The sequence below is a fragment of the Arthrobacter sp. MMS24-S77 genome (assembly GCF_054888235.1).
In genome coordinates this window covers 365,758-385,257 of the sequence record NZ_JBTZRN010000001.1, presented here as the reverse complement: position 1 = coordinate 385,257, position 19,500 = coordinate 365,758, and the positions used below count along the sequence as shown (strand labels likewise).

At 64.8% G+C, this 19,500-nt stretch carries 20 protein-coding genes; 11 read left to right on the top strand and 9 right to left on the bottom strand.

Features of this window, described 5'->3' with window-relative positions:
* Nucleotides 1-11 precede the first annotated feature (11 nt).
* Genes ACX5I4_RS01850 through ACX5I4_RS01840 form a run of 3 tightly spaced genes read right to left on the bottom strand, consistent with a single transcriptional unit; the run spans nucleotide 12 to nucleotide 3,231 of the window.
* Complete coding sequence (locus ACX5I4_RS01850) at nucleotides 12-851, bottom strand: sugar phosphate isomerase/epimerase family protein (RefSeq protein WP_461835158.1); 840 nt, start codon at nucleotides 849-851, stop codon at nucleotides 12-14.
* Nucleotides 848-2,062, bottom strand: coding sequence for a dihydrodipicolinate synthase family protein (locus ACX5I4_RS01845; RefSeq protein WP_461835157.1), 1,215 nt, complete (start codon nucleotides 2,060-2,062; stop codon nucleotides 848-850). Before ACX5I4_RS01845 ends, ACX5I4_RS01850 begins: the two co-directional genes overlap by 4 nt.
* A complete protein-coding gene (locus tag ACX5I4_RS01840) occupies nucleotides 2,062-3,231 on the bottom strand; it encodes a Gfo/Idh/MocA family protein (protein WP_461835156.1) in 1,170 nt (389 codons plus the stop codon). The genes ACX5I4_RS01845 and ACX5I4_RS01840 overlap by 1 nt, the downstream gene beginning before the upstream one ends.
* Before the next feature lie 167 nt (nucleotides 3,232-3,398).
* Here ACX5I4_RS01840 and ACX5I4_RS01835 point away from each other — a divergent pair, with 167 nt between their 5' ends.
* The 3 genes from ACX5I4_RS01835 (at nucleotide 3,399) to ACX5I4_RS01825 (ending at nucleotide 6,534) form a co-directional block, all read left to right on the top strand.
* Nucleotides 3,399-4,454 carry a LacI family DNA-binding transcriptional regulator gene (locus tag ACX5I4_RS01835; RefSeq protein ID WP_461835155.1) on the top strand — a complete coding sequence of 352 codons (1,056 nt, stop codon included), beginning with the start codon at nucleotides 3,399-3,401 and terminating at the stop codon, nucleotides 4,452-4,454.
* Between the two features lie 262 nt (nucleotides 4,455-4,716).
* The gene (locus ACX5I4_RS01830; protein WP_461835154.1) at nucleotides 4,717-6,111 is read left to right on the top strand and encodes an MFS transporter; all 1,395 of its coding nucleotides are present in this window, start codon (nucleotides 4,717-4,719) and stop codon (nucleotides 6,109-6,111) included.
* Nucleotides 6,112-6,180: 69 nt separating this feature from the next.
* Entirely contained in the window at nucleotides 6,181-6,534 is a 354-nt protein-coding gene (locus ACX5I4_RS01825) for an L-rhamnose mutarotase (protein WP_461835153.1), read from the top strand.
* A 131-nt stretch (nucleotides 6,535-6,665) separates the two neighbouring features.
* Here the strand turns inward: ACX5I4_RS01825 and ACX5I4_RS01820 are convergent, their stop codons facing one another.
* Nucleotides 6,666-7,913, bottom strand: coding sequence for an acyl-CoA dehydrogenase family protein (locus tag ACX5I4_RS01820; protein WP_461838625.1), 1,248 nt, complete (start codon nucleotides 7,911-7,913; stop codon nucleotides 6,666-6,668).
* A gap of 14 nt (nucleotides 7,914-7,927) precedes the next feature.
* On the bottom strand, nucleotides 7,928-8,719 hold the full coding sequence (locus tag ACX5I4_RS01815; protein WP_461835152.1) for an SDR family NAD(P)-dependent oxidoreductase: 792 nt from the start codon (nucleotides 8,717-8,719) through the stop codon (nucleotides 7,928-7,930).
* A 111-nt stretch (nucleotides 8,720-8,830) separates the two neighbouring features.
* On the opposite strand from ACX5I4_RS01815, the gene ACX5I4_RS01810 reads away from it, so the two are divergent.
* Both ACX5I4_RS01810 and ACX5I4_RS01805 read left to right on the top strand, forming a co-directional pair.
* Nucleotides 8,831-10,027: a glycoside hydrolase family 76 protein gene (locus ACX5I4_RS01810; RefSeq protein WP_461835151.1), complete on the top strand. Its 1,197-nt coding sequence runs from the start codon at nucleotides 8,831-8,833 to the stop codon at nucleotides 10,025-10,027.
* Between the two features lie 29 nt (nucleotides 10,028-10,056).
* The gene (locus tag ACX5I4_RS01805) at nucleotides 10,057-10,575 is read left to right on the top strand and encodes a hypothetical protein (RefSeq protein WP_461835150.1); all 519 of its coding nucleotides are present in this window, start codon (nucleotides 10,057-10,059) and stop codon (nucleotides 10,573-10,575) included.
* A gap of 7 nt (nucleotides 10,576-10,582) precedes the next feature.
* On the opposite strand, the gene ACX5I4_RS01800 is transcribed toward ACX5I4_RS01805, so the two are convergent.
* Nucleotides 10,583-11,185: a YdeI/OmpD-associated family protein gene (locus tag ACX5I4_RS01800; RefSeq protein ID WP_461835149.1), complete on the bottom strand. Its 603-nt coding sequence runs from the start codon at nucleotides 11,183-11,185 to the stop codon at nucleotides 10,583-10,585.
* Nucleotides 11,186-11,259: 74 nt separating this feature from the next.
* Here ACX5I4_RS01800 and ACX5I4_RS01795 point away from each other — a divergent pair, with 74 nt between their 5' ends.
* Nucleotides 11,260-11,919, top strand: a complete 660-nt coding sequence (locus ACX5I4_RS01795) for a hypothetical protein (protein WP_461835148.1) — start codon at nucleotides 11,260-11,262, stop codon at nucleotides 11,917-11,919.
* A gap of 166 nt (nucleotides 11,920-12,085) precedes the next feature.
* Here the strand turns inward: ACX5I4_RS01795 and ACX5I4_RS01790 are convergent, their stop codons facing one another.
* A complete protein-coding gene (locus tag ACX5I4_RS01790; protein WP_461835147.1) occupies nucleotides 12,086-12,526 on the bottom strand; it encodes a M20/M25/M40 family metallo-hydrolase in 441 nt (146 codons plus the stop codon).
* 83 nt (nucleotides 12,527-12,609) lie between these two features.
* On the opposite strand from ACX5I4_RS01790, the gene ACX5I4_RS01785 reads away from it, so the two are divergent.
* From ACX5I4_RS01785 to tgt, 4 genes are all read left to right on the top strand, one after another.
* A complete protein-coding gene (locus ACX5I4_RS01785; RefSeq protein WP_059388553.1) occupies nucleotides 12,610-13,149 on the top strand; it encodes an NUDIX hydrolase family protein in 540 nt (179 codons plus the stop codon).
* Nucleotides 13,150-13,240: 91 nt separating this feature from the next.
* Nucleotides 13,241-14,281: a DUF6707 family protein gene (locus ACX5I4_RS01780; RefSeq protein ID WP_461835146.1), complete on the top strand. Its 1,041-nt coding sequence runs from the start codon at nucleotides 13,241-13,243 to the stop codon at nucleotides 14,279-14,281.
* A 61-nt stretch (nucleotides 14,282-14,342) separates the two neighbouring features.
* Nucleotides 14,343-15,068, top strand: coding sequence for an SRPBCC family protein (locus ACX5I4_RS01775; RefSeq protein ID WP_461835145.1), 726 nt, complete (start codon nucleotides 14,343-14,345; stop codon nucleotides 15,066-15,068).
* 51 nt (nucleotides 15,069-15,119) lie between these two features.
* The gene (gene tgt, locus ACX5I4_RS01770) at nucleotides 15,120-16,463 is read left to right on the top strand and encodes a tRNA guanosine(34) transglycosylase Tgt (protein WP_461838624.1); all 1,344 of its coding nucleotides are present in this window, start codon (nucleotides 15,120-15,122) and stop codon (nucleotides 16,461-16,463) included.
* A 49-nt stretch (nucleotides 16,464-16,512) separates the two neighbouring features.
* Here tgt and ACX5I4_RS01765 read toward each other — a convergent pair whose 3' ends face one another.
* Nucleotides 16,513-16,692 carry a hypothetical protein gene (locus ACX5I4_RS01765; RefSeq protein WP_461835144.1) on the bottom strand — a complete coding sequence of 60 codons (180 nt, stop codon included), beginning with the start codon at nucleotides 16,690-16,692 and terminating at the stop codon, nucleotides 16,513-16,515.
* Nucleotides 16,693-16,976: 284 nt separating this feature from the next.
* Between ACX5I4_RS01765 and ACX5I4_RS01760 the strand changes: the two genes are divergently transcribed.
* A complete protein-coding gene (locus ACX5I4_RS01760) occupies nucleotides 16,977-17,678 on the top strand; it encodes a queuosine precursor transporter (protein WP_461835143.1) in 702 nt (233 codons plus the stop codon).
* 154 nt (nucleotides 17,679-17,832) lie between these two features.
* On the opposite strand, the gene ACX5I4_RS01755 is transcribed toward ACX5I4_RS01760, so the two are convergent.
* Nucleotides 17,833-19,263 (bottom strand): MFS transporter, encoded by a 1,431-nt coding sequence (locus ACX5I4_RS01755; RefSeq protein WP_461835142.1) that lies wholly within the window; start codon nucleotides 19,261-19,263, stop codon nucleotides 17,833-17,835.
* Between the last annotated feature and the right edge of the window lie 237 nt (nucleotides 19,264-19,500).

Sequence of the window (19,500 nt, the reverse complement as noted above, 5' to 3'; positions counted from 1 at the left end):
GACCCGCGCCGTTATGCGTGTGGGAGCACGAGCTCCGTGTAGCGCTGCTTCATGGTTTCCAGGACCGCGTCGCCGTCGGCATCCCAGATGTCCTGGTTGAAGATTTCCACTTCGATGTCGCCCGTGTAGCCGGCGTCCCTCACCCAGGTGCCGATCGTCGCGAAGTCGATCACACCGTCGCCCATCATGCCGCGGGAAAGCAGGGCGTCGGCGGCGATGGGGAGGTTGAAATCGCACACCTGGTAGGAAGCGATCCGGTTCTCCCGGCCGGCCCGCTGGATCTGCTGCTTCAGTTCCGGATCCCACCAAACATGGAAGGTGTCGACGGCGACGCCGACGGTCCTGGCGTCGTAGGGTGCCGCGAGGTCGAGCGCTTGACCCAGCGTCGAGATGAGGGCCCGGTCCGCCGCGTACATCGGGTGCAGCGGCTCAAGCACCAGCCGGACCCCGTGCTCGACGGCGAAGGGCACCAGGTCCTCCAGGCGATCGGTCACGCGCTGACGGGCCGCGACGACGTCCTTCTCGCCCGGCGCGAGGCCCCCGACCACCAGGAAGAGCTCCTGCGTATCGAGCGCCACGGCTTCCAGGATGGCCGCCCTGTTGTCCGCCAGCGCGGCCGCCTGCCCCTCGGCGTCAGCCGCTGTGAGGAAACCGCCCCGGCAAAGGGATGAGACGCGGAGCCCGGCATCCTTCATCAGCTTGGCGGCCTTGTCCAGGCCGGTGTCGGCGACGATGTCTCGCCATGGCCCGATCGCCGGGATCCCGGCACGGACGCAACCGTCCACGGCTTCGGCGAGGGTCCATCTCTTGGTGGTGGCACTGTTCAGCGACAGCCGTGAAAGATCGCTCATGCTCCCACTCCATTGATGCGGAGGTAGTCGGACATCCGGAAGGCGGCCAGCGCGGGGTCCCGCAGGAGCCCGGCCTGGTCGGCGAGTTCGAAGGTGCGTGCCAGGTGAACCACGGAGCGGCCGGAATGCAGCCCTCCGACCATCTGGAACCCCGGCTGCTTGCCGTTGAGCCAGGACATGAACGCGATGCCGGTCTTGTAGTAGAACGTGGGGGCGCTGAAGATGTGCTTGCCGAGTTCGCGGGTGGAGTCGAGGATGGCGCGCCCGTCCGCGGCGTTTCCGGCGTCGTACTTCTGCAGCGCCACCGAGGCGGCAGGGTAGATCGCGGCAAAGATCCCCAGCAGCGCGTCCGAGTGGTGGGCACCGTCGCCGTCGATCAGTTCCGGGTAGTTGAAATCGTCGCCCGTGTAGAGCCGAACGCCCTCCGGCAGGGCTGCGCGTAGGGCAACTTCATGGGAAGCGTCGAGCAGCGAGACCTTCACTCCGTCCACTTTGTCGGCGTGATCCCGGATCAGGCCAAGGAAGGTTTCTGTTGCTTCGGCGACGTTGTCCGAGCCCCAATAGCCGGCCAGTGCGGGGTCGAACATGGTCCCAAGCCAATGCAGGATGACGGGCTGGTCCACTTCCTGCAGCAGGGTGGAGTAGACGTGCAGGTAGTCATCCGGGCTCGTTGCCACTTTTGCCAGCGCCCTGGACGCCATGATGATGACCTTCGGGCCGGCTTCGCTCACGACGGCGATCTGCTCGCGGTATGCGTCCAGTACCGCCTTTATTCCGGCCGGCCCCTCGGGAAGAGAGCCCAGGTCAAGCTGGTCTGTTCCGGCGCCGCAGGAGACGAGGTCCCGGACGGTCTTGCCTGCGGTGGCCGCGTTGCCGGACGCCACCACGGAAGCCGCTTCGACGCCGGTTCGCTTGATGAGCTGCTGCGTGGCTGCCCAGTCCAGTCCCATGCCGCGCTGGGCGGTGTCCATGGCATCGGCAACACCCAATCCGTAGGACCACAGCTCGTGCCGGTACGCCATGGTGGCATCCCAGTCCAGCCGGGCAGGTGCGCCGGGAGTGTTGTCGGCGGTCGCTTCGGGGATGACGTGCGCCGCGGCGTAGGCGCGCCGGGACGTCAGCGGGGCGGTCGGCTTGGCCCAGGACGCGGCCGGCTGGAGCGTGTAGTGGCGGGTCCCGCCGTCGTGGTTTGGGAGGAGAAGGGAGGCCATCAGAGCACGATCTCCGGGATGTCGATGGTGCGGCGCTCGTCGTTGGACTGCAGCCCGAGTTCGGCGAGCTGCACGCCGCGGGCGGCGGAGAGCAGGCCGAAGCGGTGCTCGCGGCCGGCGACGACGTCACGCAGGAATTCTTCCCACTGCAGCTTGAAGCCGTTGTCCAGATCGGCGTTCGCCGGGACTTCCTGCCACTGGCTGCGGAACGATTCTGTGACGGGCAGGTCCGGGTTCCACACGGGCTTGGGCGTGTGGGCGCGCTGCTGCGCGACGCACTTGTTCAAGCCGGCGACGGCGGAGCCGTGGGTGCCGTCGATCTGGAATTCCACGAGTTCGTCCCGGTAGACCCGGACGGCCCAGGAGGAGTTGATCTGGCCGATGACTTCGTCTCCGCCCGGGGTCTCGAGCTCGAAGATGCCGTAGGAGGCGTCGTCGGCCGTGGCCTTGTATTCCTTGCCGGCCTCGTCCCAGCGGGTGGGGATGTGGGTGGCGGTCTTGGCGTTGACGCTCTTGACCTTGCCGATGATCCCTTCCAGGACGTAGTTCCAGTGGCAGAACATGTCCGTGGTCATTCCGCCGCCGTCTTCCTTGCGGTAGTTCCAGGACGGGCGCTGCGCTGCCTGGATGTCGCCTTCGAACACCCAGTAGCCGAATTCGCCGCGGATCGAGAGGATGCGGCCGAAGAAGCCTTCGTCAACGAGGCGGCGCAGCTTGACCAGGCCCGGCAGGTACAGCTTGTCGTGCACCACGCCCGCTGTGACGCCGGATTCCTTGCCGATGCGGGCCAGTTCGATGGCTTCCTCCAGCGTCTCCGCCGTCGGCTTCTCGGTGAAGATGTGCTTTCCGGCGCGCATGGCCTTCTTCAGCGTCGCGGCGCGGAGGCTCGTCATCGAGGCATCGAAAACGACGTCGACCGTGGGGTCGTTGATGACGGCGTCCAGGTCGGTGGACCACTCCGACACCTTGTGGAGTTCGGCTAGTTCGCGGATCTTGGCCTCGTTGCGGCCCACCAGGATCGGTTCGACCTGGACGCGGGTGCCGTCCGCCAAGGTGAAGCCCCCGGCGTCGCGGATGGGGAGGATGGAACGCAGCAAATGCTGGCGGTAGCCCATCCGGCCGGTGATGCCGTTCATGGCGATGCGGATCGTCTTTGTTTCGTAGCCCATGAGTCCTCTTCAATGGAAAGTGATGAGATGGGAAAGCGCATTCCCAATGCATTCATGATGACACGCCACCACGGGTCTGGCAATCGCTTTCCCAAGGCCAGTGAGGACTGCAATAATCGGATGTCGCTGGAAGTGCCCGAGACTGAGGCTTTGAAGAGGAGTTGTCCGTGACTGCAAGCACGCTGTCCGAAGTGGCCAAACTGGCCGGCGTCTCCCCCGCCACCGCCTCCCGGGTGCTCAATGGTTCCGCGAGGACGCCCGCCCCGGAAATCGCCGAGCGCGTCCGGCAGGCGGCCGACACCCTGGGCTACATCGCGAACGCCCAGGCCCAGGCGCTGGCGAAGTCCAGCACGGGGCTCATTGGCCTGATTGTGCACGACATCGCGGATCCCTATTTTTCCGCCATAGCGCAAGGCGTCCAGGCCGCAGCACGGCAGGAGCGCCGCATGGTGCTGCTCGCCACCACCAACGGCACACCCGCTGAAGAGAAGGAAGCCGTCGCCGCTTTCGCTGCACGGCGGGCCGAGTCGATCGTCATCGCAGGATCGCGTTCAACACGCTCCGAAGACGCCCGTGCGAACAGCGAGCTAGCCGCCGAACTGGACCGCTACTGCCGCAACGGCGGGCGGGTGGGCGTCGTCGGGCAAGCGATTCTGGGTGTCGCCGAAACGGACAGCTACCGCACGATCGCCGTCCCGAACGAACAACTTGCGCAGGATCTCGCGCGGGAATTGGCTCGGACCCACAAAGGGCCGTTCGTGATTGTGGCCGGTCCAGAGGGCCTGACAACTTCGGATGAGCGCGTCATGGGATTCCAACGTGGCTTGTCCGACGCAGGCCAGCCCGCCGCGGATGTTGTGCACGTCCCGTTCAACCGGAACGGTGGCTTCGACGCCGGCATTGAGCTTGCCTGGCGGATCAAGGCCTCCGGCCAGTCGGCACCGGAACAGCGCTTGTGCATTTTCGCGACGAACGATGTCATGGCCATCGGGGTGGCAGCCGCATTGAGGGATCAGGGACTCAGAATCCCCCATGACGCCAGCCTCGCAGGATTCGACGACATCGAATGGCTCCGGGACTTCCGGCCGGCGCTCTCCACCGTGAGCCTGCCACTGGAGGAAATCGGACGTCTGGCCACCGTTGCCACCCTTTCCGACGACGACGGCGGTCCAGCCGCCGTCGCGGGCAGCGTCACCCTCCGCCGGAGCACGAGTTCGCCCTAGTTCCCCGGGTTCGCGGCCATCCCGGCGCTGGATGGGTCCACACCAGGCTGAGAGCCCCCACGATTGTGACCGGCGCAACAATTCAGCCTTGACAGCGGAGCCGCGCGGGTGTCTCATGGAAAGCGCTTACCAGATGGGAAAGCGCATACCAAGCGGCAGCTCAGGCCGACTCTGGCGATGGCGCCGCCCTCCTGCTTGAAGCCAAACCCAAAGACGGGAAGGGCATCCAGTGGCCCAAACGACTTGTCCAAAGGAGGACAATATGAAGATCGACGCGAGTACACAGCGAAGTTCAGCCGGACCTCGCCAGTCCAGCACCTCGAAGAAAGCCGCGGCCAGCGGCTGGATCGGGAGCGCCCTCGAGTACTACGACTGGTTCATTTATGCGCAGGCCGCTGCATTGGTGTTTCCCGGTGTTTTCTTCCCCGCGGGAAATCCGACCGTTGCCCTGATCGCCTCCCTGGGCACCTATGCCGTGGGCTACGTTGCCCGCCCGATTGGCGCATTCGTCCTTGGGCAGTGGGGCGACAAGCACGGCCGCAAGAATGTTCTGGTCCTCGCCATGTTGATGATGGGCGCGTCGACCTTCGCCGTTGCACTGCTACCCACGTATGGCCAGGTCGGCCTCCTTGCACCCGTCCTATTGGTTGCTGTCCGGCTCATCCAGGGCTTTGCCGTGGCGGGCGAACTGAGCGGCGCCAGCGCCATGATCGTGGAGCACGCACCCTTCGGTCGCCGGGGCTTCTACGCGAGCTTCGCGCTCCAGGGCACCCAGGCCGGCCAGATTATCGCGGCCGCGGTCTTCCTTCCACTCTCTGCCATGCTCTCTGATGAATCGTTCAAATCCTGGGGCTGGCGCATTCCGTTCCTCCTCAGCGCACTCGTGGTGTTCGCCGGGTATATGATCCGCCGCCGGGTCGAAGAAACCCCCGTCTTCGTCGAGGAAAAGGCTCACCAAGAGATCGCGAAGGCACCAATCGTCCGCGTATTGCGGGAAAGCGGTCTCAACGTTGTGCGGGCAGTCTGCATGACCCTGGTCAACGTCGTCGGCGTTACCGTGGCAGTCTTCGGGGCGGCGTACGCCACCCAGCCCGGTTACGGCGTCGGCATGAGCACGAGCGTCTATCTCTGGATCCCGGTCCTCGCCAACGTCGTCGCACTGGCCCTTATCCCCCTGTTTGGAGACCTGTCGGACCGCTTCGGCCGCCGGCCGTTGATGATCTTCGGCTCACTGAGCTCCGGCGTGCTGGCCTACGCCTACCTGTACGCGGTCAGCCAGAACAATGTACTGCTCACCATCGTCCTCTCGATCCTCATGTGGGGAACCCTCTACCAGGTCTGGAATGCAACATTCGCCAGCTTCTTCCAGGAGCTCTTCCCCGCCCGCACCCGCGTCACGGGATTCGCTATCTCGCAGAACATCGGCCTTGTCATCACCGCATTCCTTCCGAGCATCTTCACGGCGATCGCCCCACCAGGGTCCGCGAATGTACCGTTCGTCATCGGTTCCATCTGCTTCGGAATCACGATCATCGGAGCGGTCGCCGCCTGGTCCGCCCGGGAAACGTACCGTATCCCCCTCAACCAACTGGGCACGCCGAACGCGACGCCGGTTCCCCGCGAGGAGTACCGCCGGCTCCGGAGTGGCACCCGGTAGCCTGGGCGCCCAAACCAACGATGTTTGCGTCCATTGAATGAAACGATTCAGGAAAGTTGAAGAATCCACATGCGCGTCTGCTTCCGCTCTTCGGTCAAACCCAGCCAGATTCCCGAATACCGGCGCCGTCATGCGGCCGTGTGGCCGGAGATGCTCCGTGAACTCAAGGCGGCAGGCTGGAACAACTACTCCCTGTTCCTCGCCGACGACGGGCTGCTGGTGGGATACGTGGAATGCGACGATTTCGACGCGGCACGTGCTCGCATGGCCCTGACCGATGTGAATGCCCGCTGGCAAGCGGAAATGGCTCTCCTGTTCGAAGACGACGCACGGGCGCCAGACCAAGGCTTCCTCCAACTCACGGAAATCTTCAATCTCGAGGACCAGTTGTCCGCGCTGGAGCACCAGTTGTCCACGGGTTAGGCCTCGGCACAGACCGGGGCTTGTTTCCCGTCGCCGCGCTACAATCCTCGGTCTGGAAAACAAGCCCCGGAATTGCGAGTCCAGGCCCGCGGATCGAAAACCGACCACCGAAGCCCCGAAAACCGAGACCGTCAAACGATCGCAGAAACCCCAGTGACAGCACGGCCCACAATAAGCGAGTTGATCTCGAACGAGCCCTCGTAGGTGTAGATCGCTTCGGCGTCGGCGAAGATCTTGGCCATCCGGTAATCGGTCACTATGCCGTTTCCGCCCAGAATGGACCGGCCCATCGCCACGGTTTCACGCATGCGGGCGCTGCAGTACGACTTTGCCAGCGCCACTTGAGCCATGTGGGCGCCCCCGTGCCGCACGCCCTTGCTGTCCGTGTAGATGTCCTCCTGCAGCTGGGCGATCCGCACCATCATGCCCATGCTGGCCACGGCATTGCCGAGCATGTCCACCAGTTGCTGCTGGATGAGCTGGAACTTTGCCAGCGGACGTCCGAACTGCTGGCGTTCAAGTGCGTACTGCCGGGCGACGTCGAACGCCGCCAACTGCTGCCCCACGGCCTGCCAGGCCACCATGAGCCTGGATCCGCGCAGAAGGTGGTTGGTGTCGGCGAAACTGTTGATCCCCGCGAAGCGGTCCGCCTCGGCAATCCGGACGTCCTTGAGGACAATGTCGGCGTTTTGCACGGTGCGCAGGGCGATCTTGTTCTCGATCTTGGTGCGCGTTACGCCAGGAAGGGTGGCGTCCACGATGAAGCCTCGAACGGCGCCGTCGGCCTCATCCCGGGCCCAGACCAGCATGTGATCGCAGAACGTCCCGTTACCGATCCAGCGCTTGGCGCCGTTCAGCACCCAGTAGTCACCGCCGTCGTCGGCTCCCCCGGCGACCCGACGGGCCACCGTCTGCATGCCGCCGGCCACATCGGATCCGTGGTCCGGCTCGGTAAGCGCGAAAGCCCCGGTGGTCCGGAGGTTTGAAGCATCGTCGAGGTAGCGGTCCTGCTGGTCCTTGGAACCGAACTCGTAGAGAGCCTCGATGAAGAGGTCGTGGTGGACCATGAAGAACGTGGCAATGGAGGTGTCCACGCGGGTCATTTCCGCGATCACCAGCCCGGCGAACAGGTTGCTGTAGCCGCGGTGCGTCGGAGTGCTCAGGCGAAGGGCGGCGAGCTTGGGCAGGATGTGCGCCGGGAACTCGGCTTTGTCCCACCAGTCCTTGGCATACGGTGCGATTTCCGTGGCCAGGAATTCCCGGAGCTCGTTGAGTTTGCGCTGTTCCTGGACGCTGAGGAGCGATTCGAAATCGAAAAAGTCCGCCGCAGGCAGGGAAACAGGCAGGGACCCGGCTGAAGGCCCGACGGCGGCCGCCAGCTTGTGCGTCTGGCTCACTTCGGTGCCATCCGGATAGCGCCGTCGAGACGGATGGTTTCGCCGTTGAGCATGGCGTTTTCCACGATGTGCGCCACAAGGTTGGCGTACTCAGCAGGGCGGCCAAGACGGGCAGGGTGCGGCACCTGCTGGCCCAGGGAGAGTTGCGCGTCTTGGGGCAGGCCGGCCAGCATGGGGGTTTCGAAAATTCCCGGCGCAATGGCCACCACCCGGACCAGCGAACGCGCAAATTCACGGGCCAGGGGAAGCGTCATCGCGGCCACGGCTCCCTTGGACGCGGCATACGCTGGCTGCCCGATCTGGCCGTCGAATGCCGCCACGGAGGCCGTGTTGACGATGACGCCGCGTTCCTCACCGCCGAGCTCAGTAGAGGCAGGCTCGTTCTGGGCCATCGCGGCAGCGGCAAGCCGGATGACGTTGAAGGTGCCCACGAGGTTGATCTGGATGACCCTGTTGAAGTTCTCCAACGGCAGCACGCCGTCCTTGCCGAGCACCTTGCCCGGGGTCGCCACACCAGCACAGTTCACCAGGATCCGGAGCGGGCCCAGGGCGACGGCAGCGTCGACGGCGGCCTGCACTTGCCCTTCATTGGTGACGTCAGCAGGGACGAACAGTGCCCTGCCGTCGGCGCCTGAGGCGTTGAGTTCGGCTGCGAACGCCTCACCAGGAGAGGAGTGGAGGTCAAGCAGCACTACCGATGCTCCGGCGGCGAGCAATCGCCTGGCGGTGGCGGCTCCGAGTCCCGAAGCCCCGCCGGTTATCAACGCAACCGCGCCTTTGATGTCCATCCATCCTCCTCGATGCAGAACCAAAATCCGTTAATGAATGTTAACTGAATCACCTTGATTGTGCACTGCGGAGGCCCTGACGGCCAAGCGGGCCCGCGTTAGGCTGTCACCATGTTCGCCTCCGATGACCCGCCCGGCGCCTCCGGAACTCCGGATGGGACGGCCGGAACTCCGGACTGGGCCGCCCGGGCCGACCACGCTGCGCGTTTGGTCACCCGGCATTTCGGACGGCGCCTCCTCTTTCTTCCCGGAACGCATCTCGCTGCGTCGATCCGGCCGTCCAGCCGTTTTCCGGGTCAGCCGTGGAACTACTGGTGGCAGGCGCACTACGTCGATTGCCTCGTGGACACCGGGTTGCGCGAACTGGCCTCGGGATCAAGGTTCGACGGCGGTGACCGGCCCAGCGCTGGCCGGCTGGCTTCACGTCTGGTCACCACCATCCGGCTGCGCAATTTCCTGCGCTACGTGAACGACTACTACGACGACATGGCATGGCTGGCCCTCGCCACCCTGCGCTTGGATGGCCTGGCCGAGAAAGCGCACCAGCCGGGCCAACGACGTAACGCCCGGCTACAGAAGAGCCTGTCCCGGCAGTTCGAGTCAGCCTCCACGGACGACATGGGCGGCGGCACCTTCTGGAGCACCAAACGCGATTTCAAGAACACTCCCGCCACGGCGCCGGTGGCCCTGCATTTCGCTCGGACCGGCAAGCCGGAGCGGGCCCAAGGGCTCCTGGACTGGCTCGACGCCACGCTCTTCGAACCCGCCCGGGGCCTGTACCGTGACGGTGCCCGGATCCAGGAAGGCACGTTGGTCCTGGCGGAGGAGATCTACACCTACAACCAAGGCCCCGTACTCGGCTCCTTGCTGGAACTGGGTGGGGATGCGAACCTGGCCCGCGCGGCCGCGCTGGTGGGCTCCGTGGCCGAACACCTGACCGTCCCCGGGCCTGAGGGCACGGGAAAATTGGTCCTGCGCGGCGAAGGAGCCGGCGACCGCGGACTCTTCACAGGGATCCTCGTCCGCTACCTGGCGCTCGCCGTCGGGGACGCACGTTTGCCTGCCGCCACCCGGGCCACGGCCCGCCAGATGGTGCTCGACACGGCGGAAGCGCTGTGGGCAGGGCGGACTACCCGCGCCGACGCCGCCAACGGAAATTCCGGAAAGTACGACGACGACGGCTGGCTCATCTTCTCGACGGAACCACAGCGTCCGGCCGCCGAGACGTATCCGGCGGGCACCGCCGTCGAACTCTCCACCCAACTGCAGGCGTGGATGGTGCTGGAAGCCGCCGCGCGTGTCCGGTGATTGTCAGTGCCGGGGCCTAGTCTGGAGCTGTGAACCCGATCCCGAGTCCGTTCCCTGTCGCCGTGGTCGCTCCGCCTGCGGAATGGTGGCAGATCCTTGGAGCACTCAGCCCGCTCGCTGTCCTTGTGGCGGCGATCGTCGCCGCGATCGTGGGGCTCGTGTCCCTCCGGCAGAAGGCGCGGGCGGATAACAGGTCGGAGTGGTGGCGCCGGGCTCAATGGGCGCTGGATGCGTCCCTGTCCCGCAGTCGCTCCGAGGCCGAAATGGGCCAGAAGGCCATCGAGATTCTGGGCCAAAGCGACCTCGCGTCGCGGGAGGAACTCGCGCTCCTTAAGGTCGGCACTGAAGACGCGCTCCTGGCAGCCGCCACAGCATCCCAAACCCGCGCCGTCGCCCCTTCGCAGCGTCCCGCCTCGGTGAGCCCCGAGGACCGCAAGGTCCAGATCGCCGCCGCCAAGGCCAGGGTCACGTTGGACCGGCGGCTCGGTGAGGACACCCCTGGGTGGATCGTTGCGCTGTCCGCCGAGAATCCCGAGAAACCCGCGTAAGTCCTCGCTACTCTGCCACGGCAGGCTTTTTCTTCTGCGGATACGGGGTCTCCTGCCGCGCCAACATCTCCACGAAACCCGCGATCTTCCTGGCCCGCGTCTCCGCCTTCTTCACCGCATTGGTGCGGTAGATCAGGGCGAAGCGATTGACCGACGTCAGCACATCGAACATCGCCTGGGCTTCTGGAACGGCGGCGATGGCGGCAGCGAGGTCTCCCGGGACTTCCGCGTCCGCTTGGCCCACGTAGGCAGCCTCCCAGCGCCCGTCCGCCTTGGCGCTGTCGACCGCGGCCCATCCGGCGGGGGTCATTTTCCCTTCGGCTTCCAAGCGGGCAATGTGCCCAACGTTCCGTTTGGACCATGGACTCTTGGGGCCGCGACGGGTCATGCGCTGGAAGACGCTTTCGCTGTCGCGCCTTCTGCCTTGGCCGTCGATCCAACCGAAACAGAGGCACTCATCCAAGGCAGCGGCGTAATCAAGTTCTGTGACATTGCCGCCCTTCTTGTGCAGCACGAGCCACACGCCCGGGCTATCGGCGCCGTTCTTTTCGAGCCAGGACCGCCATTCGGCAGCGTCTTTGACGATCAGTTCTTCAAGTTCAACAGCCATGGCCCCATTCTGGTGCCAGCTAGGCTGAGACGAAAGCCCACCGCTCACGTCCCGACTCACTTCCCGGAGGATCCATGCTGCGTGTCCGACCCGTCCAGTTCACGTCCGACGTCGCCGCTTGGAAGCACCTTCTTGTGGCGCTGGGCCTCGTGTGCGTCGAGGATCACGGCGATTGGGTGGAGTTCGACGCCGGTTCAGGTCGCGTTGCCTTGCACCGGGCTTCCGCAGACGGCGGCGCTACCGTTTTCGGCGTCGAGGTCGGGGACCTGGCCGAGTTCGCCCGACGCACCGCCGCGGACGGAACCCGCGCCGAACTCTTCGACGCCGATCACGGGCAGGCCGTCCGCGTCACCGCCCGGGACGGCTTCACCTTCCTCGCGGACAAGGCGGCCAGCCGCACCACCAGCCCGGAAGCGGACCCGGGGCTCGCCGTCGTCGGGACCTGGCTCACGCCGGACGTGCAGGGGGCCGCACAGGAGGTGCGCAACATCGGCGCGCGGCCGCGGCGGGCGTCTCCGGACTTCGCGGATTTCAGCACGAAGAACGGCGGCATCCTTTTGGTCCGGGAGTCTCCCGAAACTGCCTCGGGAGACCTCGCTTTCGAGTACGACGGCGACCTCACAGCACTGCTGGCCCGGCTCACCGCCGCCGGTATCGAGGCAGCCCGGGCCGGCTCTGTCCTCACGATCGCCACCCCGCGCGGCGGGACGATCAGTGTAGCCGGGCCTGCATAGCCAAACCCTCGCTCACCTATATCGGTCTTTTCCCCGACGCTCGCTCACCTATATCGGTCTTTTCCCCAACGCTCGCTCAGATCATCTGCAGGAGGGTTGCCCGATTTGGCCACATACGTGAGCGAGCGTCGCCCGATTATCCGACATAGGTGAGCGAGCGTTTGGGCTAGTCCTCCAGCGCCCCGTTGCAGAGCCGGTTGACCACTTCGGTGAGCATGGCCAGGCCAGCGACGATGTCCTCGTCCTTGGTGTATTCGTGCTCGTTGTGGGAGATGCCGTCCACGCTGGGAACAAAGAGCATCACGGTGGGAACGATGTCCTTCATGTTGGTGGAATCGTGTCCGGCCAGGGTCATGACTTCCTTGTTGGACAGCCCCAGGTCAGCGGCAACCTTGGCGGCGAGTTCCACGCCCTCGGGCTGGTACGGAGTGACCGGCCATGAGTGCGAGTGGTGTTTCTCCACCGAAACGTTGGCCAGCGCCTCGATTTCCGCGATGCGCTTGTGCAGCAGGGCATCGGCCTGGGCGAGGACGGATTCATCGGCACTGCGCAAGTCCAGCAACAGGCTGACCTCGGATGCTGCAGAACCAGCAATCCTGGCACGCATCGCCTCCGGCGAGTCTCTCGACGCAATCCTGGCTGTCTGATTCGTACGGCGTGGAACGGCACGGGATGGGGTAGAACTTAACCATGAGTGTTCGTACCCCTGATCCCTACTCCGGCTGGCTTTCCGATGAAGACCTCTTCGAAGCCCGCGGCCGCCTCCCCATGGTTTACGTGGAGGCGGTTCCCGTGCGTCTGGATCCACTCGGATTCGTCAACGAGGTGGGTACCCTGCTCCAGGGCGATGCCGACGGCACCATGGTCCGTTCCTTCGTTTCCGGCCGCGTGCTCTACCGTGAAACCATCCGGGCCGCGCTGTTGCGGCACATGGAAAAGGACCTCGGGCCGCTGGCCTTCCCGCAGCTGCCCGTCAGTCCCGTGCCGTTCACGGTGGCCGAGTACTTCCCGGCCCCGTCGCAGACCGGTTTCACGGACGACCGCCAACACGCCGTGTCCCTCGTCTACGTCATCCCAGTGACGGGCGAATGCGAACCGCGCCAGGACGCCCTTGAGCTGACGTGGATGACCCCCCAGGAGATCCTCAGCGACGACGTGCAGCAGGAATTCAGCGGCGGCCGCGGTAATCTGGTGCGCCAGGCTTTGGCCTTTGCCGGCGTCGGACAGTAGCAGCAGCTGCGGGTAGTAGCCACCTCCCCGATTTGTTCGCTGGGGTTTTATAGACTGTTGGGCGGACCCCGAGAGAACCAAAGGACTTCCGATGACTCACAGCCCGGCCGACCAGCAGTACCGTGAAAAGCAGGCTGGGGCCCTGCAAATCGGGGACTACCTGTTCCTCCCCGGGGATGGTCCCGCGGAGGAAATCACGCACATCGAACTCGAGCACGACGATTTTGGCGTGCCCGCCCTCGTCCTCGTCACCACCCTCGACGGCGGAAACGCGCGGATCGCTTTCGGGTCCAGCGTGCCGGTGGGCGAGGCGGCTGCCACTCCCGACGACGGCGACGCGCTGGCGGAGCCGGTCCCTGTCACTCCGCTGACGGATCCGATCCCGGACGACGCGCCCGACGGCGTTACCTCCGACGGCAGTACCCCCGACGGCGGTGATGCCCCCGCGGAGGCGGTTCCCGCCGCCGTCGTACCGCCTTTGCCCGCGGTGGCACCGACTGTCAGCGGGCCGGGTCCCCAACTGTCGCTGATCCCGGAACCGACGGACTCCCCCGAGGACGTCGTGGCGGCCGCTGCCGAGGCGCACCCGGGCAGGAACGGCGTCGCGGTGCTGAGCGAACGCCTCGTGAAGGGCATCAATACGAAGTCGGGAAGCTGCCTGCGGGATCTGAGCGACCTTGCCCACGATCTCTTCATCGAACTGCGGGATCCCGACCACGCCCTCGCGGTGGCCGACATCCTCAACGTGCTTCCCTACGACGGAAACCGCGACCGGTGGATGTCCGTGGAGCGTTCGCTCGCACTTTCCAGCTTCATTTGCCGCGAGCTCGGCCAGACGGAACGCGCGGAAGCCTACGACCAACTCCTGCAAGCTCCGGACACCGTGGAGACAGACCCGTTCAAGGCCCGGATCGCCGCCAAAGTCCGGCAGCGCGGGCTCAACGAACCGAACTTGTACGACAAGGAAATCTTCCGCTCCATCGACAACGGCAACCGCGATGCCGAGCGCGAATGGCGCCTGCTCCGCCTCGAAACCCTGCTGTTCCTGCGCTCGCACGGCGGCTCCAACACTATCGGCGTAGGCGAGCTCGATCACCGGATCGCGAACGAACTCGAGGCCGTGCGCGCCTAGGCGCTGTCGGAGGATTCCGCAAGACCTGTCGCGTTCGCTCCATCGGCGGTAGATTCGGGCCATGACGAACAATCTGAGCGTTGTGGTTAATGCCGACGCGCAGCAAGTTTGGACTTCGCTGCGCGAACCGTCGCTCGTGGCTCAATGGCACGGCTGGGAGGCCGACGAGCTTGGCGACGAAATCGACCAGATCTATTTCACTCCCAACGTGGTTGAAAATTCCGACCACACAAGCCTGACGGTGAACGGCGGGGACGTCTTCGAACTCACTCCGGTCAGCGGCGGCACCCAGGTTCGGGTCACGCGGGCCGCCTTGGACCATGATTCCGAATGGGCCGCGTGGGACGAGGACATCACCCAGGGTTGGCTGACCTTCCTGCACCAACTTCGCTTCGCCCTGGAACACCACCCCCACGGGCACCGGCGCACGCACTTTGTTTCCCTGCCGGGCGGCAGCGGCTCCGGGATCCAGAAACTGGGCCTGGCCGACGTTCCGGCTCCTGGTGAGGAATACTCGCTGACGTTGCCCACGGGCGAGGCCCTCTCCGGCAAGGTCTGGTTCAGGAGCAACCACCAAGTGGGCCTCACCGTGCACAGCTATGCGGAGCACGGGGACGGGCTGCTGATTGTGGCTGACCAACCGGTGATTCCGGAGAAAAGGCCCGACGGCGGCACGATCGTGATCGCTTCGACCTACGACTTGGGTGCGGCCAGCCTGGACTCGATCCGCTCCCGCTGGGACAGTTGGAAGGCTGAGAACTACCCCACAGAAGTGCACTCACACTGACGGTTCACGCTCGCAGGCTGGCAGACTGTAACGGTGCCAGCCGATTCTTCCCTGCCTAGCCCCGGGTCTAGCTCCGAGCCCGATCCTTCCGCGCTCGGGGCTGCCCAGCAGTCCGCATTTTCCTTCGAGGTGGGCGCGCGGCTCAGCGAAACGCGCCCGCCGTCGTCGGCCCTGCGTCACGGCGACGGCACGCGCGGCGACGGTAGCCGCGGCGACGGTAGCCACGGCGATTTCCTGGGCCGCACCGGAACCATCACCACACCGCACGGCCAGATCCAGACGCCCGCGTTCATCGCCGTCGGGACCAAAGCCACAGTCAAAGCCGTGCTGCCCGAATCCATGAAGGAGCTCGGCGCGCAGGCTTTGCTGGCGAACGCCTACCACCTGTATCTGCAGCCGGGACCGGAGATCCTGGACGCGGCGGGCGGGCTCGGCGCGTTCATGAACTGGGATGGACCCACGTTCACGGACTCGGGCGGCTTCCAGGTGATGAGCCTCGGCTCGGGGTTCAAGAAGGTCATCGACATGACCTCGGTGGACACGTCCGGGCCTGACGATGCCGTGGCGCCGGGCAAGGAGCGGCTGGCGCATGTGGACGAGGACGGTGTCTGGTTCAAGTCGCACCTGAACGGGGACCGGCACCGCTTCTCCCCCGAGATCTCCATGCGGGTGCAGCACCAGATCGGCGCCGACATCATGTTCGCCTTCGATGAGCTGACCACCCTGCAGAACTCCCGCGCCTATCAGGAGGAATCCCTGGAGCGGACGCGTCGCTGGGCCGAACGCTGCGTCGTCGAGCATGAGCGCCTGACTGCTTCCCGCGTGGACAAACCTTACCAAGCCCTGTTCGGCGTCATCCAGGGCGCTCAATATGAGGACCTCCGCCGCAAGGCCTGCCGGGACCTTGGCGGCATGCCCTTTGATGGTTTCGGCATCGGTGGCGCGCTTGAGAAGGAGAACCTGGGCACCATTGTGCGTTGGTGCAACGAGGAACTTCCCGAGAACAAGCCCCGGCACCTCCTGGGGATCTCCGAGCCGGACGACATCTTCACGGCCATCGAAAACGGCGCCGACACCTTCGATTGCGTCTCACCCACCCGGGTGGCCCGCAACTCGGCCTTTTACACTCCGACCGGCCGGTTCAACCTCTCCGGGGCACGCTACAAGGCGGATTTCGGGCCGCTGCAGGATGGTTGCGACTGCTACACCTGCGCGAACTATTCCCGGGCGTACATCCACCACTTGTACAAGGCCCACGAGATGGTTTCGGCGACGCTCATCTCCATCCACAACGAGCGCTTCGTGGTGAAGATGGTGGACGACGCCCGGCTAGCCATCGAATCCGGCGACTTCTTCGAGTTCAAGGCCGAGACCCTGGGGCAGTACTACTCGTAGGCTCTCGGCCGCTTCTCGGCTCCCCGCCGGGCCCGCACCGCGGAGCCGCTCAGGGGCGGTCCGCTGTCGTCACGCCGATCACCAAGAGCACCGCGTTGAGTACGACGGCGGGTGTCACCAAAAGCTCCGGCGCAGAGAAAAGCTCGACGTCGAGCGGCCCGCACACTGGATGGTCGCCATAGCCTGCAACAAGATTCGCTGCCGTCAACACGGCGTTCCCGGGCTTCATCCTCTGAACCCACCGGACTTTTCTGCGGCTCCCCTGAGCCCCAACGCTCGCTCACCTATATCGCCTTCCGGCCCAACGCTCGCTCACAAGTTGTGAGGGATCGTTTGCGGATTGGAGCGATTATCTGCAGGAGCGTTGTGGACTGTGCCGAGTGCAGGGCGGAATCCTCGATGCGAGAATGGGGAGGCTCCGCGGTTTACAGGCGGGTCCACCACCAGTGCTAATACAGCGGGGCGCCGTGCTCACTCCGGCCGCCTGCGCGAACCACTACGAACGGACAAACGATGACGTCAGCTTCAGAACCCCAGACACTGAGCAAACCCGCGCCGCGATTCGCATCGATAGGCTCCCCATACTTTGGCATCATGCTGGCATGCATGGCCGTGGTGCTGATTCTGTCCAACATCGGCGCTGCCAAAGGCGTGGCCTTCGGTCCGATCATCACTGATGGCGGGTTCTTCCTCTTCCCACTCGCCTACATTCTTGGCGACGTGATGAGCGAGATCTACGGGTTCAGGGTGGCCCGCAAAGCAATCATCACATCGTTCGCCCTGTCGGCGTTCGCATCGCTCTGCTACTGGATCATCATCGCCCTGCCCGGTTTCAATGACGACTACGGCGTTGCCAAGCAGTCTGCCATCGAGGGCGCACTTGGACCGGTCCCGCAGATCGTCCTGGCTTCGCTTCTGGCCTTCCTCGCCGGCCAGACCATCAACTCCCTGATCCTGGTCAAGATGAAAGCCCGTACCGGTGAGAGGACCCTCTGGGCCCGGCTCATGGGTTCATCCGGCGTGGGGGAATTCGTGGACACGCTGATCTTCTGCAGCATCGCGGCCTCCGTCATCGGCATCACGGATTTCGGAAGCTTCGTCAATTACGTGCTGGTTGGCTTCGTCTACAAGGTTGCCGTCCAATACATCCTCGTCCCTGTGACGTCTTTGGTCATCGGCTGGATCAAGAAGCGCGAGCCTAGTTACTGGGCCTGAGCGAGCGTCGCGCCAAAACCCGACATAAGTGAGCGAGCGTCGCGCCAAAACCCGACATAAGTGAGCGAGCGTCGCAACCGGAAAGGAACGACGACGGCGGGCGGCCGGCTTTCGAAGGCCAGCCACCCGCCGTCGGGCTCGGCGGGCTCGGGGTTTAGGCGTTGACGGCGTCCTGGTCGTCAGCCCGCGAGCCGTCAGCCCGCGAGTCGTCAGTGTGCGAGTCGTCAGCGTGTGGCGAGCTGAAGGCGCTTCCTTGCTCCTTGTCCAGATGGGTGGGCTTCTTGTTCTTCAGGGCGAAGATGTAGACCAACAGCGAAATGCCGATCGCCGCGGTGACGTACGTGAAGAAGACCTCCACCTGGCCGGCCTTTTGGAAGGCAGCGCCCACCAGCGGAACCGTCCCGCCGAACAGGGAGTTGGCGATGGCATACCCAAGGCCCACGCCGAGCGCTCGGATGGACGAGGGGAAGAGCTCGGCCTTCACCAAGGCATTGATGGAGGTGTAGCCTCCCACAATCAACAGGCCGCCCATCATGAGAAGGAACGCCAGGAACGGGTCCTTCGTTCCGCTCAGCGCAGACAACAGCGGCCATGTGCACAGCACACCGAGGATGCCGAACCACAAAAGAAGCGGCTTGCGGCCCACCTTGTCCGAGATCATGCCGTAAACCGGCTGCAAGCACATGAAGATCAGGAGCGCCCAGAAGTTGATCTGGCTACTGGTTTCCTTGGCGATGCCGCTGGTGTTCTGCATGAAGGACAGGATGAAGTTGGTGTACGTGTAGAAGGCCACCGTGCCGCCGAGGGTCACGCCGATGCAGATCAACAATGCACGCCAGTGCTTGGTGAGAAGCAACTTCAGGGTGCCGGGTTGGGCTTCGCCATCGGCTGGCCTGGCAGTGGCAGCGGCGGCCTGCTCGGCGGAAATGGTCTCTTCCATGGAGCGTCGGAGCCAGAGGACAACCAACGCGGCAACACCGCCAATGACAAACGGAATGCGCCAGCCCCATCCGCCCAAGGCCTCCTTGCCGAGAGCCTGTTCCAGGACCACGAGGACCAGCAGGGCCAGCATCTGGCCGCCGATCAGCGTGACGTACTGGAAGGAGGAAAAGAATCCGCGACGCTTGGATGTCGCAGCCTCGGACATGTAGGTGGCGCTGGTGCCGTATTCGCCGCCCACGGAGAACCCTTGGATCAGCCGGATCAGGATCAGGAGCACTAGGGCCCACACTCCGATCACATCCTTGGTGGGCAGGATGGCGATGGCGAACGACCCCGCGGACATCATGGTCACGCTGAGGGTCAGGGCGGCCTTGCGGCCTTTGCGGTCCGCGTAGCGGCCGAAGAACCAACTGCCGATCGGCCGCATCAGGAACGTCACGGCGAAAACAGCCATGGCCTCCAGATTGCTCTGCAGCGGGTCCTTGGAACTGAAGAAATGGGATGCGAAATAGGCGGAGAACGCGGTGTAGATGTACACGTCGTACCACTCCACAAGGTTGCCTGCGGAGCCTTTGAGTATGTTGCCGACGGCCTTGCGTGTCCGGGCGGCCTCGCTCTGGGGCGCTGCTTGCTGGGTGCTCATCAATGAACCTTCCTGGGGATGACGCAGCCACCGGCCACGCCGCCGCCACCTTACCGCCGGGTAACTTACGGGCCCGCGTTTTGGTCATATTGGTCATGCCTGGAAGCACCACATTTCCGTCTATCCAGTGCCCGACGGCGACGAGGACTTTGAGCGGGAAACCGCGGGGCAGCAGGAGGCACTGACAATTGACCCTCACAGGGGTAGCATGCGGCCATGCAGGGCATCAAGAAAGCT

Excerpts from the sequence above, each read along its gene's own strand:
- ACX5I4_RS01850 (WP_461835158.1), bottom strand. The coding sequence starts at position 851 with ATGAGCGATCTTTCACGGCTGTCGCTGAACAGTGCCACCACCAAGAGA.
- ACX5I4_RS01845 (WP_461835157.1), bottom strand. The coding sequence starts at position 2,062 with ATGGCCTCCCTTCTCCTCCCAAACCACGACGGCGGGACCCGCCACTAC.
- ACX5I4_RS01840 (WP_461835156.1), bottom strand. The coding sequence starts at position 3,231 with ATGGGCTACGAAACAAAGACGATCCGCATCGCCATGAACGGCATCACC.
- ACX5I4_RS01830 (WP_461835154.1), top strand. The coding sequence starts at position 4,717 with ATGAAGATCGACGCGAGTACACAGCGAAGTTCAGCCGGACCTCGCCAG.
- ACX5I4_RS01825 (WP_461835153.1), top strand. The coding sequence starts at position 6,181 with ATGCGCGTCTGCTTCCGCTCTTCGGTCAAACCCAGCCAGATTCCCGAA.
- ACX5I4_RS01815 (WP_461835152.1), bottom strand. The coding sequence starts at position 8,719 with ATGGACATCAAAGGCGCGGTTGCGTTGATAACCGGCGGGGCTTCGGGA.
- ACX5I4_RS01810 (WP_461835151.1), top strand. The coding sequence starts at position 8,831 with ATGTTCGCCTCCGATGACCCGCCCGGCGCCTCCGGAACTCCGGATGGG.
- ACX5I4_RS01800 (WP_461835149.1), bottom strand. The coding sequence starts at position 11,185 with ATGGCTGTTGAACTTGAAGAACTGATCGTCAAAGACGCTGCCGAATGG.
- ACX5I4_RS01795 (WP_461835148.1), top strand. The coding sequence starts at position 11,260 with ATGCTGCGTGTCCGACCCGTCCAGTTCACGTCCGACGTCGCCGCTTGG.
- ACX5I4_RS01790 (WP_461835147.1), bottom strand. The coding sequence starts at position 12,526 with ATGCGTGCCAGGATTGCTGGTTCTGCAGCATCCGAGGTCAGCCTGTTG.
- ACX5I4_RS01785 (WP_059388553.1), top strand. The coding sequence starts at position 12,610 with ATGAGTGTTCGTACCCCTGATCCCTACTCCGGCTGGCTTTCCGATGAA.
- ACX5I4_RS01780 (WP_461835146.1), top strand. The coding sequence starts at position 13,241 with ATGACTCACAGCCCGGCCGACCAGCAGTACCGTGAAAAGCAGGCTGGG.
- ACX5I4_RS01775 (WP_461835145.1), top strand. The coding sequence starts at position 14,343 with ATGACGAACAATCTGAGCGTTGTGGTTAATGCCGACGCGCAGCAAGTT.
- ACX5I4_RS01765 (WP_461835144.1), bottom strand. The coding sequence starts at position 16,692 with ATGAAGCCCGGGAACGCCGTGTTGACGGCAGCGAATCTTGTTGCAGGC.
- ACX5I4_RS01760 (WP_461835143.1), top strand. The coding sequence starts at position 16,977 with ATGACGTCAGCTTCAGAACCCCAGACACTGAGCAAACCCGCGCCGCGA.
- ACX5I4_RS01755 (WP_461835142.1), bottom strand. The coding sequence starts at position 19,263 with ATGAGCACCCAGCAAGCAGCGCCCCAGAGCGAGGCCGCCCGGACACGC.